The organism is Proteus sp. FME41, assembly GCF_014897315.1.
Classification (GTDB): Bacteria; Pseudomonadota; Gammaproteobacteria; order Enterobacterales; family Enterobacteriaceae; genus Proteus.
Genome location: NZ_JABUYL010000009.1, coordinates 112,449 through 125,466, shown reverse-complemented (window position 1 = coordinate 125,466; position 13,018 = coordinate 112,449). Strand labels below are relative to the sequence as shown.

General features: G+C 40.0%; 11 protein-coding genes and 1 pseudogene. 3 read left to right on the top strand and 9 right to left on the bottom strand.

Going from position 1 to position 13,018, the window contains the following annotated elements:
- Nucleotides 1-42 precede the first annotated feature (42 nt).
- The 6 genes and pseudogenes from INT04_RS19545 to nudF form a co-directional block, all read right to left on the bottom strand.
- A complete protein-coding gene (locus INT04_RS19545; protein ID WP_226894063.1) occupies nucleotides 43-492 on the bottom strand; it encodes a DNA gyrase C-terminal beta-propeller domain-containing protein in 450 nt (149 codons plus the stop codon).
- A 327-nt stretch (nucleotides 493-819) separates the two neighbouring features.
- Nucleotides 820-3,000, bottom strand: a pseudogene (gene parC, locus INT04_RS10285) (DNA topoisomerase IV subunit A); the annotation flags it as partial.
- Nucleotides 3,001-3,032: 32 nt separating this feature from the next.
- On the bottom strand, nucleotides 3,033-4,928 hold the full coding sequence (parE, locus tag INT04_RS10280) for a DNA topoisomerase IV subunit B (RefSeq protein WP_193016045.1): 1,896 nt from the start codon (nucleotides 4,926-4,928) through the stop codon (nucleotides 3,033-3,035).
- A 123-nt stretch (nucleotides 4,929-5,051) separates the two neighbouring features.
- A complete protein-coding gene (yqiA, locus tag INT04_RS10275) occupies nucleotides 5,052-5,627 on the bottom strand; it encodes an esterase YqiA (protein ID WP_193016044.1) in 576 nt (191 codons plus the stop codon).
- Nucleotides 5,628-5,630: 3 nt separating this feature from the next.
- Nucleotides 5,631-6,470, bottom strand: coding sequence for a 3',5'-cyclic-AMP phosphodiesterase (cpdA, locus tag INT04_RS10270; RefSeq protein WP_193016085.1), 840 nt, complete (start codon nucleotides 6,468-6,470; stop codon nucleotides 5,631-5,633).
- A gap of 226 nt (nucleotides 6,471-6,696) precedes the next feature.
- Complete coding sequence (gene nudF, locus INT04_RS10265; protein WP_193016043.1) at nucleotides 6,697-7,332, bottom strand: ADP-ribose diphosphatase; 636 nt, start codon at nucleotides 7,330-7,332, stop codon at nucleotides 6,697-6,699.
- Nucleotides 7,333-7,545: 213 nt separating this feature from the next.
- On the opposite strand from nudF, the gene tolC reads away from it, so the two are divergent.
- The 3 genes from tolC to INT04_RS10250 all read left to right on the top strand — a co-directional run bounded on the left by tolC (nucleotide 7,546) and on the right by INT04_RS10250 (nucleotide 11,169).
- On the top strand, nucleotides 7,546-8,943 hold the full coding sequence (tolC, locus tag INT04_RS10260) for an outer membrane channel protein TolC (protein WP_193016042.1): 1,398 nt from the start codon (nucleotides 7,546-7,548) through the stop codon (nucleotides 8,941-8,943).
- A 328-nt stretch (nucleotides 8,944-9,271) separates the two neighbouring features.
- Nucleotides 9,272-9,997 (top strand): DUF1190 family protein, encoded by a 726-nt coding sequence (locus tag INT04_RS10255; RefSeq protein WP_193016041.1) that lies wholly within the window; start codon nucleotides 9,272-9,274, stop codon nucleotides 9,995-9,997.
- A gap of 8 nt (nucleotides 9,998-10,005) precedes the next feature.
- Nucleotides 10,006-11,169, top strand: coding sequence for a glutathionylspermidine synthase family protein (locus INT04_RS10250; protein ID WP_193016040.1), 1,164 nt, complete (start codon nucleotides 10,006-10,008; stop codon nucleotides 11,167-11,169).
- 99 nt (nucleotides 11,170-11,268) lie between these two features.
- Here the strand turns inward: INT04_RS10250 and INT04_RS10245 are convergent, their stop codons facing one another.
- From INT04_RS10245 to ygiD, 3 genes are all read right to left on the bottom strand, one after another.
- A complete protein-coding gene (locus INT04_RS10245) occupies nucleotides 11,269-11,589 on the bottom strand; it encodes a CcdB family protein (protein WP_193016039.1) in 321 nt (106 codons plus the stop codon).
- Nucleotides 11,589-11,840, bottom strand: a complete 252-nt coding sequence (locus INT04_RS10240; protein ID WP_193016038.1) for a type II toxin-antitoxin system CcdA family antitoxin — start codon at nucleotides 11,838-11,840, stop codon at nucleotides 11,589-11,591. The genes INT04_RS10245 and INT04_RS10240 overlap by 1 nt, the downstream gene beginning before the upstream one ends.
- Nucleotides 11,841-12,182: 342 nt before the next feature.
- On the bottom strand, nucleotides 12,183-12,968 hold the full coding sequence (ygiD, locus tag INT04_RS10235) for a 4,5-DOPA dioxygenase extradiol (RefSeq protein WP_193016037.1): 786 nt from the start codon (nucleotides 12,966-12,968) through the stop codon (nucleotides 12,183-12,185).
- Nucleotides 12,969-13,018: the final 50 nt, after the last annotated feature.

Sequence of the window (13,018 nt, the reverse complement as noted above, 5' to 3'; positions counted from 1 at the left end):
AGTGGGCCTATCGACCCACTAAATATAAATTAAGTATTAAGTTTAATTTGATTCAATATCAATTTTATCAATTGTTTGAGCACCACGAGGTAAAGAAGTCCCTCTGCGTCCTCGTTTTGCTTTGAAGCTAGTCAGCTCAGTCGCCGACAACGTCAGTTTACGTTTACCAAAATGCAGCGTGACTGAGGCATTTTCAGGTAATACACGTAACCAAACGACTTTATCTTCACCACTTGCTGCTTGTGACGCTGGAATAGAAACCATCTGATTTCCTTTTCCTTTCACCATAGTGGGTAATTCAGATGCTTCAAAAATTAGCATTCTACCGCCTTGAGTAATGATCATGATGAGGTCACTCAGCTCATTATTCAAACGTTGTGGCGGTAATGGTAATGCATTTTCAGGCAATGTGAGTAGTGATTTTCCTGCTTTATTCTTAGAGGTTAAATCATCAACCTGACAAATAAACCCATAACCTGCATCAGATGCCATTAAGATCTTATCTGTGCATTCTCCCATAACCACATGGCGTAATTGTGCACCTTTTTGAACTTTTAATCGTTCAGTCAGCGCATCACCTTTACTACGACCCGACGGTAATGCATCAACATCAACGGTATAACTTTGCCCCGTAGTGTCTATCAAATGCACAGGCTGATTACTCATACCTTCAACAGCATCAAAATAATCGTCTCCTGCTTTAAAACCAACAGCTTGAGCATCGATATTATGTCCTTTTTGGCAACGAATCAGCCCTTTTTCAGACATAATCACCGTGACGGCTTCAGGATGCAGATGTTTTAACGGAATAGGCTCATCACCTGCATTACCGCTAAAATAGCTAATTTCTTCAGCTTTAAGCACTTCATGCTGACCATCAACTGTAAAAATTAAGGCCTCATTTTTAGGTGCTAACAGTATTTGTTCAATCACATCACCTTGCTCTTTTCCTAACGCAACAAGACGAGTACCACGCCCTTTTTTGTTCATTTCATTCAGTTGTTCTGCTGAAATGGCTAAAATACGTGTTTTATCAGTGATAATAATAAGCCAATGCTGATCATTTTTTTTCTGTGGATCAACTAAGAATGGTGCGAATAATTCAGTCTCTTCAGATACTGTCAGCAGTCCTTTACCCGTTTTATTCTTCGTTTCCATTTCATCATAAGAGAGAACAGACCCGTAACCTTCTTTCGTTGCCAGTAGGTATTCTTGTCCTGCGTTGCCTGCTAACATATATTTCACGCTAGCATCAGGTGGGAAAGTTAATTTCCCTGTTAATGGCTCGCCTTGACTCCGCCCTGAAGGCATATCATTTGGACTTAAAGTATAGCTTCTCCCTGTTGAATCGAGGAAGAGGACGGGTTGATTACTCATGCCTCGTATAGCACTGTGATAGCTATCTCCAGCACGATAACTCATTGCGCTAGGATCAATATCATGTCCTTTCGCATTACGCACCCAACCCATTTCAGAAAGCACGATAGTCACCGGCTCTGATGGCAACATATCTAATTCATTAACGACTTTGGCCTCTTCTTGAGGACGAATAGGCGAACGTCGGTCGTCACCAAATTCTTTCGCATCAGCTTCAATCTCTTTTCTGAGTAATTTATTTAAATGCTTTGGTGAACTCAGTAATTTTTCAAGAGAAATACGCTCTTTTTCAAGCTCATCACTTTCACCTTTAAGTTTTATCTCTTCAAGCTTGGCTAATTGGCGTAAACGTAACTCTAAAATAGCTTCAGCTTGGATCTCAGATAACTCAAAGCGACGCATTAATTCTGCTTTCGGCTCATCTTCATGACGAATAATGTCAATCACTTCATCAATATTAAGATAAGCAATTAATAAACCTTTGAGAATTTCTAAGCGACGTAATACTTTTTCTAAGCGATGATTTAAACGATTTGTCACGGTTTGACGACGATACACTAACCACTCATTTAAAATCGTCAACAACCCTTTTACCGCAGGACGGTTATCTAACCCAATCATATTTAGGTTAACGCGATAACTTTTCTCTAAATCAGTATTCACAAACAAGTAATACATCACTTGTTCTAAATCGACACGATTACTACGAGGAACAATCACAAGTCTTGTGGGATTTTCATGATTGGATTCATCACGTAAATCTTCCACTAATGGCAGTTTTTTAGCGCGCATTAATGCCGCAATTTGCTCTAATACTTTGGCACCCGAAACTTGATGAGGCAACGCAGTAATAACCGCACATCCCTCTTCTTTTTGCCAAACGGCCCTCATTCGGACAGAGCCACGTCCTGTTTTATAAATCTTTTTGATATCCTCTTGAGCCGTAATAATTTCGGCTTCAGTCGGATAATCTGGGCCTTGGACATATTGCATTACATCAGATAACCCCGCATCAGGATTATCTAAAAGCATGACTAAGGCTTGCCCTATTTCGCGCGCATTATGGGGCGGAATATCTGTTGCCATCCCAACTGCAATGCCCGTTGTGCCATTAAGAACAATATTAGGCAAACGCGCAGGTAACATTTTCGGCTCTTGCATTGTGCCGTCAAAGTTAGGGATCCAATCAACCGTACCATGCCCTAACTCACTTAATAATATTTGTGAATATTTAGAAAGACGTGATTCGGTATAACGCATCGCAGCGAAAGATTTTGGATCATCAGGTGCCCCCCAGTTACCTTGCCCGTCAATCAACGGATAACGATAAGAGAAAGGTTGAGCCATCAGCACCATCGCTTCATAACAAGCACTATCACCATGGGGGTGATATTTACCTAACACGTCACCGACAGTACGGGCTGATTTTTTAAATTTTGCGTTATTACTTAAGCCCAGCTCTGACATCGCATAAACAATACGACGTTGTACAGGTTTTAGCCCATCGCCGATAAAAGGCAATGCGCGATCCATAATGACGTACATGGAATAGTTGAGATAGGCATTTTCTGTAAATAAGTGGAGCGGTTGGCGCTCTACACCATCATGAGTCAATTCACTCATTAAATATTTTCCTCAGACTCTTATGGTATCCATTACACTTCGATGTCAACTTCATCGCCTTTTTCTTGTAACCAATTTCGGCGATCTTCAGAGCGTTTTTTTGCTAATAACATATCCATCATGCCTAAGGTTTCTTGATAATTTTCGTCATCAATCACCAATTGCACTAAACGACGTGTATTAGGATCAAGTGTCGTTTCGCGCAGTTGAAGTGGATTCATCTCTCCCAACCCTTTAAAACGCTGTACATTAGGTTTCCCTTTCTTACGGCTTAAGCATTGTAAAATGGCATTTTTTTCTGATTCATCAAGGGCATAATGAACTTCTTTACCTAAATCAATACGGTAAAGTGGCGGCATTGCCATATAAACATGTCCTTGCTTAACAAGTGCAGGGAAATGGCGAACAAATAACGCACACAATAAAGTGGCAATATGTAAGCCATCAGAGTCCGCATCCGCAAGAATACACACTTTACCGTAACGTAATTGGCTTAAATCGTCGCTATCAGGGTCCATACCAATGGCTACAGAAATATCATGTACCTCTTGTGATGCTAACACTTCATCAGAAGAGACTTCCCATGTATTTAGGATTTTACCTCGTAGCGGCATAATTGCCTGATACTCGCGATCTCGTGCTTGCTTAGCCGAGCCCCCTGCGGAGTCCCCTTCAACTAAAAACAGTTCGGTATAGCGTAAATCTTGAGATGAGCAATCCGCTAATTTCCCTGGTAATGCAGGCCCTGAAGTGAGTTTCTTCCTTACCACTTTTTTTGCTGCACGCATACGGCGTTGCGCGCTACTGATGGCCATATCAGCGAGTAATTCACCCACTTGAACATTTTGGTTCAGCCATAAGCTAAAGGCATTTTTTACTGCACTCGCCACAAACGCACTGGTTTGTCTTGATGACAAACGCTCTTTGGTTTGCCCTGCAAATTGGGGATCTTGCATTTTCACTGACAATACATAAGCACAACGTTCCCATGTATCATCTGCAGTTAATTTAATCCCTCTTGGTAGCAAATTACGGAATTCACAAAATTCACGCATTGCATCTAACACGCCTTGGCGTAAACCATTTACGTGCGTACCACCTTGAACAGTTGGTATTAAGTTAACATAACTTTCTGTGAGTAAATCACCGCCTTCAGGTAGCCATAACATCGCCCACTCGACGGCTTCATTATCACCGACAAATTTTCCCGTAAAGGGCTCTTCTGGAAGGCGAATAAACTCTGCTACTGCTTCACTTAAATAATCCGTTAAACCATCTGCATAACACCAATTTTCTTGAGTGTTATTCACTTTATCAACAAAAGAGACATTCACGCCGGGACACAATACAGCTTTCGCTTTTAGTACATGCGACAAGCTTTTGGACGAAAAGCGAGGAACATCAAAATACGAGACATCAGGCCAAAAATGGACACTTGTTCCTGTATCACGTTTAGCGCAAGTTCCTATTTCGTGAAGTTCTTCAACTTTTTCACCATTTTCAAAGGCAATTTGATAGATTTTGCCATCACGACGAACGGTGACTTCAATGCGCTTAGACAGGGCATTAACGACGGAGATCCCAACACCATGTAATCCGCCAGAAAATTGGTAATTTTTATTAGAGAATTTTCCTCCGGCATGAAGATGGGCGAGGATCAACTCGATAGCAGAAACGTTAAGTTCAGGATGAATATCGACAGGCATTCCTCGCCCGTTATCGATAACTTCGATAGATTGGTCTTCATATAAAATGACATCGACCTTCGATGCGTGCCCCGCAAGTGCCTCGTCCACGCTATTGTCTATCACTTCCTGTGCCAAATGGTTCGGTCTAGAGGTATCAGTGTACATGCCAGGACGACGACGTACTGGCTCTAGACCATTAAGAACCTCAATATCCTTTGCATTATAACTTGATTGAGTCATTGTTTTAATCTGCGGTTCACTGTTAGAGAATACTGTTTATAATAACAGGTGTTAGCGGTAATATGATATTAATTTTCGGGTAAATACATCAACCTACGTTTTACAGGTTAATCGGCCGAAAGGCTAAATTACCTTTAAAAACTGAATAATTTCTGGAAAAAAACGCTCGAAACCAACAAAAGCATGGTTTCCATTTGCTTCTACGGTTTGCCTACACGCGCCAAGATATGAGACAGCTTGACGATAATCAAGTATTTCATCTCCAGTTTGTTGAAGCAACCAAATAAGTTCAGGTGAGGTAATTGAGGGAATACGCAAGGCGAGTAATTCATCTATATGATGAGATTCTAATCTATATTTTTGATGTGTATAAGGATTTTCATTTTCGCCAAGAAAATTTTGAAGTAAATCAAAAGGACGAATCGCGGGATTAACAACTACCGCAGGTAAACCAAAACGTTGAGATAACCAAATAGATAAATAGCCGCCGAGAGACGACCCCACCAGCCCACATTTATCACCCGCACTTTCTTTAACTAATTTGCCAATCAGCAGAGCGGCTTCTTGAGGATAAGGCGGTAATTGAGGCACGAGTAACTCAATTTCTGGATGGGCAATTTCAAGCCATTGACGAAAAGCTTGCGCTTTAGCTGATTTAGGTGAGCTATTGAAACCATGCAAATAAAGAATACGAGGCATAACTTAATAGCCTTCTGCATTAAGATCTGGGCAAAATTCAGTGCCAGCTAAACGATACACTTGTGTTTCAACATTGCCTTTTTTATCAGAAGAAAGCGACATTTCTAAATAACGCCAGCCGGGAGAAACATCATCTAACGTAAAATTAGTACAATGAGGGCGAAACTGAATGCACGTTGAGGGGGTTGCCAGTAAACGGATACCATTCCACATTTCATCCATTTCTTGATGAATATGACCACACAACATCATTTTCACCTGAGAATGGCCTTTTAAACGCTCAGCCAGTTCTTGAGAATTTCTTAAGCTGTGTTGATCTAGCCAAGTGCAACCCGATGCCATAGGATGGTGATGCAACAAGATAATCGTATCTCTGTGTTTTTGACTTTCAAGGCAACGTGTTAGCCAATCAAGCTGACAGTCCGATAACTCACCATGAGGAACGCCTTGAATTTGGCTATCTAACAATAGCATTTGCCAATTATCACCAATCAACACTTGTTTTGCTGACAAAATACCTGCTTGATTTAAAGCATCAATCATTGCAGGTTGATAGTCATGATTACCCGGCAACCAAACACAAGGCGGTGTTAACGTCGCAATGCCCTCAGCAAAATGCTGATAAGCTTCAAAGGTTTGGTCTTGAACTAAATCACCTGTCGCAACAATCAAGTCAACTTCAAGTCCCTGCTGTTTAATCGCATTTAATACAGCGTGATAGCTAGAATAGGTATTAATGCCCAGCAGAGTATCTTCCACATTCGCAAAGAGGTGGGTGTCTGTGATTTGTAATATTCTTACGGTGTTTTTGTGTTCCACCGATAATTCAAGCTGGCTTTCCAAAAGGTTTCCTTGTTTCACTCTCATTAGCCGTTATATTAACGTATTTTCGTAGTAAAGATCTGCCAACCAATACACATTTCAAAAGATTAGTGAGAAATATTCTCGCTTTCAATCACGTTTTTTCCACTTCATTTTACAGTTTAATTCATTTGATATCGTAGACTTAGAGATAGTTACTCTACTTGATAATATCGTTAAAAACACCCTTTAACCGTTTATTCATGCATTAAATTACCGACCAACGCTTTCTTAATGCGACATGGTGAAGCTGTAACCATTGTAGAGCGATGACAGACGCGGCATTATCAATAGTCCCCTCTTCAACCCACTGATAGGCCTGCTCTCTACTGACCACATGAACGCGAATATCTTCATTTTCACACGCTAAGCCATGAATACCTTTTGCTGTTGTCGCATCCACTTCCCCCACATACACATGCATTCGTTCTGTTGTGCCTCCAGGGCTTGAAAGGTAACTAATAATAGGCTCACATCGTCCAACATCAACACCCGCTTCTTCTTGCGCTTCACGTCTGACAACCTCTTCTGGGCTTTCACCCGGCTCAACCATGCCAGCAACGACTTCAAGTAACCAAGGTGTCTCACTGGTTTCATACGCAGGAATACGAATTTGCTCAATTAAGACGACTTCATCACGTTTGGGATCATAAGCCAGTAAAACGCCAGCATGACCACGTTCAAAAACTTCTCTTTTGACCTCTTCACTCCATCCCCCTTCAAATAAGCGGTGTTTAAAGCGGTATTCCGTCATGCGGAAAAAGCCTTTGTATAAATCTCGTTTACCTAGCAATTCCACCGCATTCTGACCATATAAAAATGGTATATTTTCCCTTTTCTTCATACAATGTTCCTTAAGTTATATTTAAGAGTCTTTTTATTGCTTACGTTTAATACAGATTTAAAGAATTTTGCCAACAATTCATGTAAAGTTAATCTAAAATAAAAGGATATGGCACAAATGGCTACCCCTACTTAGGGAAACAATCTGCTAGAATTATCCCCAATCAAGATTAACAGAGGCAACTCAGCGAAACTGTTGCAACAAGGAATTAAAATGAAAAAACTGCTCTCTCTTTTGGTCACGATGAGTTTGGCAGGATTCAGCACTGCAAGTCAGGCTGAGGATCTGCTTCAAGTTTATCAAAAAGCAAAAGACAGTAACCCTGAGTTACGTAAGTCATTAGCTGAACGAAATCAAGCTTTTGAAAAAATCAATGAGGCCCGTGGCTCATTATTACCTCAATTAGGATTAGGTGCATCTGCTGATTATAAAAGTGGCTATCGCGATGCGAGAGACACCGAGTCTAATTCTATTGGTGCAAGTTTAACACTGACGCAAAGTGTGTTTAATATGTCTTTATGGCGCCAATTAAACATGCAAGAAAAAACAGCGGGCATGAGCGATGTGACTTATCAAACAAGTCAGCAAAAGCTGATTTTAGATACAGCAACGGCTTATTTTGATGTTTTACGTGCTATTGATTCACTGTCATTTATTGAAGCGCAAAAAGAGCAAGTTTATCGTCAGTTAGATCAAACAACTCAACGTTTTAACGTGGGTTTAGTGGCGATCACTGACGTACAAAATGCGCGTGCAAATTATGATAGCGTGCTGGCACAAGAAGTGGCGGGTCGTAACCAATTAGATAATGCTTTAGAAAAACTGCGCCAAGTCAGTGGTATCTATTACATTAATCTTGCGTCACTAAAAATCGACCGTTTTTCAACAACATCACCCGATTCCATTGAAAAACTGCTAAAAGACGCAGAAGAGCGTAACTTAAGTTTATTAAGCGCACGTTTAGGCCAAGATTTAGCGCGCGAAAATATTCGTTTAGCGCAATCAGGCCATTTACCTACTGTAGACTTAAATGCCTCAACAGGGGTCTCTAATAGCCACAGTCATGGTAGCGCATTACCTCCTGCAACAGTCGGTAATAGCCGTAATAGTTACAGTGGCCAAAATAGTATTGGCCTGTCAGTCAGCATTCCATTATACACTGGTGGCAGAACAAGCTCTCAAGTTGAGCAAGCACAATATGGCTTTACTAGCGCAAGCGAACAACTCGAATCGGTCTATCGTTCTATTGTCCAAATCGCACGTTCTTCTTACAACAATATTTCTGCATCAATCAGTAGCATTAAAGCCTATCAACAAGTTGTTGTTTCTGCACAAAGTTCATTAGATGCAACAGAAGCGGGCTACCAAGTTGGTACTCGTACTATCGTTGATGTATTGAATGCAACCACTACACTTTATGATGCAAAACAGAAGTTATCAAATGCACGTTACGACTATTTAATTAACCAACTCAATATTGAATATGCTCGTGGCACATTAAACGAAAATGACTTAATTCAGCTGAATAATACGCTGGGTGAAGAGGTTTCAACATCTCCAGATAACATTATTCGCCCCTTAACAAGCCCAGCAATTAACGTCGCACCTTAATCGTGGGTTAAGAGATTAATCACTGATAAAAAGCCGCTTTCAGCAATACACTGATAAGCGGTTTTTTTTATGCTTTCTCTTCACATAAGATATAGTGTTATGGATTAAATTAAGATCTCACCATCTCTATATTCTTGTATTAACAAATACCTTAATTACAATTAGGTTAAAAAGAGAGAATTTCCCTAGTTTCATTACCGTTAACCTTATAAAGATCACAAATTTCTGGTTATCCCTGATGATTAGGCGTTTCTTATTTATTTTCTAAACTATTTAACCTATCCTAGCTTTTATTTTGAACGTTTTACTTTTAATGGATCTTACCAATATGCCAATGAAACGTACCAAAGCGATTAATCGTGATGCTTTTCGTAAAGCATTCCGCCCTTATCGTCTGGCGCCTGTTGCAATCGCCATCACTGCTGTATTCGCGCTTTCAGGTTGTGAAGAGAGCGATGAAACAGTTTCACTGTATATGAACGCACAAGAATGTGCTCAAGCGAATCCTTCACAAGCCGCGCAATGTGAAGACTCTTATCGCACCGCATTGCAAGAAGCACAACGTACCGCACCTAAATATGCCACCTTAGAAGACTGCGTTGCCGAATTTGGTGATGCACAGTGTACACAAACTGCCTCTATTGATGGGCAACCAGTGAGTACTGAAAATGCCAATAACCTCAACCCAGACAGCTCACAAATGGCACAAGCTAACTCCGGTGGTAGCTTCTTTATGCCATTAATGGCAGGCTATATGATGGGTAGAATGATGGGCGGTGGTGCTTCTCAGCCTCTGTTTAGTTCTCGTAACCCAACAAGCCCAGCAAATGGTAAATTTGTGGATGCGACAGGTCGTAACTATGGCCCAGCCGTGGGCGGTCGTCAGATGAACGTGCCAAAAACGGCAATGACACCGAAACCATCGACAACATCAACAGTAACACGTGGTGGCTTTGGTAATACGGTTTCACGCCAAGCAGCTGCACAACGTACCAGTGCAACTAATAATAACCGCAGCTCAACCGGTTCATCTTCTTATCGTTCAGGTGGTTAATCAACACCATGAAACGTGAACAAATTATTGAACGCCCAGATTGGCGTGAAAAGGCCTCCGAATTCGGCTTTAACTTCCATACAATGTATGGCGAGCCTTATTGGTCTGAAGATGCTTATTATCAATTCTCAATGGAAGAAGTTGAAACCCTAGAAGAAACTACGGAAGAACTTCATCAGATGTGTTTACAAGTCGCTGATAAAGTGGCAAACAGTGAAGAGTTGCTGACGCGCTTTCAAATTCCTCGCCATTGCTGGGATTTTGTACGTGACTCATGGAAATCATCTCAGCCTTCACTCTATTCACGTCTTGATTTAGCGTATGACGGTAAAAGCCCAGCCAAACTATTAGAAAATAATGCGGACACTCCTACATCACTGTATGAGTCTGCTTTTTTTCAATGGATTTGGCTTGAAGATCAAGTTAATGCAGGCCGTTTACCGCAAAATGCCGATCAGTTTAATAGCATTCAAGAAAAGCTGATTGATCGTTTTGCTGAGCTTCGTGATCAATACGGAATGCGTTATCTCCATATGTCTTGCTGCCAAGATACTGAAGAAGATCGTGGCACCGTTCAATATTTACAAGATTGTGCTGAAGAAGCGCAAGTCACAACTGATTTTGTCTTTATTGAAGATCTGGGTTTAGGTGAGCGTGGTGAGTTAACTGATCTGCAAGATCAGATAATCAGCAATATGTTTAAGCTTTATCCTTGGGAATTTATGTTCCGTGAAGACTTCTCAACCAAGCTGGCTGATGCAGGTATTCGTTGGTTAGAGCCTTCTTGGAAGAGCATTATCTCAAATAAAGCATTACTGCCAATGCTTTGGGAGATGTTCCCTAATCACCCTAATCTGCTCCCTGCTTATTTCTATGATGGTAAAGCGCCTGATTCATTATCGCGTTATGTTATCAAGCCACTGTTTTCACGTGAAGGTGCAAATATTCGTATTGTTGAAAACGGCAAGGATATTGCTGTCGCAGATGGCCCTTACGGTGAAGAAGGCTTTATTGTTCAAGATTTCCATCCACTGCCAAAATTTGGTGATAGTTATACATTAATTGGTAGCTGGCTGGTTAACGATCAATCCGCAGGTATTTGCATTAGAGAAGATAGAGAGCTTATCACGCAAGATCTCTCACGCTTCTATCCACATATTATTTTAGATTGATAGAAATCTTAAAATTATATTGAGCACCTTATTGCTTGTTAGTGGTAAGGTGTTTTTTTATTCAAAATAGCTTTCTATTTTGATGATTTCAATATAAGACTATATTCCAGAGATGATCATATCCATAGCAGACACTATTGCTGTATGGATCTCAGGTCTAACACACACAATATCAACTGTTCTTAGCTTACTCTTTGCTACGACTGTTATAGATTTCGTCATAACAACATATTTCTGATTATCTATTTCAATAACGGGTACCAATATCTCTATTTGAGAGTTTTTATGTGATAGCTGAGTAATCGGAATAATGACCCGAGAATCAATATCACTTAATAGTTCATTTTGAATATCAATAAAATAAGGGTACTGCTCTTTCGATTTAAGGGATTTATTACGATATATTGTGTATTGAGACATTAAATAACCCCATATTCATCGTCATCAGTAAACAACCCCATTTCCTGGTCGAATTCATTAAGAGCTTGAATACCGTTTTTGTTTTCCGCTTTCCACAGCTCCCGCTTTTTTTCGCGAATGGCATCAGATAACATTTGATCGAGTGTTGCTGATAAATTAATTCCAAGCTCTCGCGCTTCATCCACCAATTTTACGGTTAGATACACATTAACTCCTCGTTTATCTTTTTTACTCATTGCCAATGTCTTCATTATAAGCTCCATTTATGTGTATCATTTATGTGCATAAGTGTAGAGCAGATAATTATCAACATCAAACTGGAAAATATTCAAAAAACATAATCAACTTATTTAGAGAAATATAAAAAGCATTCATCTAATAGCTATGAAGTTTATCAAATCTTTCACCAAATAAAAATAAAACCAATACAAACAAAAGGTTAAATGTATTTATTATATCTATATAGAAAATTGGAAAGATCAATAACGAGGGAAATATAATGGGTCGATAGATTATATTTAATATAAAAAAGGCCAAATTCTATAAAATGAATTTGGCCTTTTATTTATATCAATAGGTTTTATTGGATGGTTTTATCCAATTTGAAACGTCATCATGCTTAGTGATTTATTCACAATATCATTATTCAGCACTGTTACCTTTTCACCCGCTTGTTTTAAGCCTAATAAATACAACGCAGGTAAAAAATGGTCGGGTGTAGGATGTGCCAACCGCCCTTCTTCTGTTGATAAAATCGTAAATAATGTTTCTGGTACATTATCACTTCGTAAGCTGTTTTCGACTGTCTCATTAAAGGCTAATGCCCAAGGATAAGGTGTTGCATCGCTATTTTGCCAGTCCATCATTCTTAAATTGTGAACGATATTACCGCTACCAATAATTAACACGCCTTCTTTGCGTAGCTCAACCAACTTTTGTCCCAACTCATAATGCCATTGCGCTGATTGGTGTGCATCGATACTTAATTGAACAACAGGAATATTCGCATTGGGGTACATTTTTTCTAGAATTCCCCAACTGCCATGATCCAATCCCCATTGATCCATATCGAGTTTTAATTTAATTGGATCAATCAGATCTTCAATCAGTGCGGCTAAACTTATAGAGCCTCTTGCTGGGTATTCTATTGCATATAATTCAGGCGGAAAGCCATAAAAATCATGAATTGTCTTTGGCTCTGACATTGCAGTGACATACGTTCCATCTGTATACCAATGGGCTGAAATCACTAAAATTGCTTTAGGTTGAGGAAGTGTTTCCCCTAATTTTGACCAGAGGCGAGTATATGTATTATCTTCTAATACATTCATTGGGCTACCATGTCCAATAAACAGCGCTGGCATCATTTTTGTGTCCATAATCACCTCTTATGGCTTGTGATCTTATGGCGTTAGCATAGCGCCTTCTT

What these genes read in the sequence shown, in the direction of transcription:
- INT04_RS19545 (WP_226894063.1), bottom strand. Translation starts at nt 492, where the DNA reads ATGGCATCTGATGCAGGTTATGGGTTTATTTGTCAGGTTGATGATTTA.
- parE (WP_193016045.1), bottom strand. Translation starts at nt 4,928, where the DNA reads ATGACTCAATCAAGTTATAATGCAAAGGATATTGAGGTTCTTAATGGT.
- yqiA (WP_193016044.1), bottom strand. Translation starts at nt 5,627, where the DNA reads ATGCCTCGTATTCTTTATTTGCATGGTTTCAATAGCTCACCTAAATCA.
- nudF (WP_193016043.1), bottom strand. Translation starts at nt 7,332, where the DNA reads ATGAAGAAAAGGGAAAATATACCATTTTTATATGGTCAGAATGCGGTG.
- tolC (WP_193016042.1), top strand. Translation starts at nt 7,546, where the DNA reads ATGAAAAAACTGCTCTCTCTTTTGGTCACGATGAGTTTGGCAGGATTC.
- INT04_RS10255 (WP_193016041.1), top strand. Translation starts at nt 9,272, where the DNA reads ATGCCAATGAAACGTACCAAAGCGATTAATCGTGATGCTTTTCGTAAA.
- INT04_RS10250 (WP_193016040.1), top strand. Translation starts at nt 10,006, where the DNA reads ATGAAACGTGAACAAATTATTGAACGCCCAGATTGGCGTGAAAAGGCC.
- INT04_RS10245 (WP_193016039.1), bottom strand. Translation starts at nt 11,589, where the DNA reads ATGTCTCAATACACAATATATCGTAATAAATCCCTTAAATCGAAAGAG.
- INT04_RS10240 (WP_193016038.1), bottom strand. Translation starts at nt 11,840, where the DNA reads ATGAAGACATTGGCAATGAGTAAAAAAGATAAACGAGGAGTTAATGTG.
- ygiD (WP_193016037.1), bottom strand. Translation starts at nt 12,968, where the DNA reads ATGGACACAAAAATGATGCCAGCGCTGTTTATTGGACATGGTAGCCCA.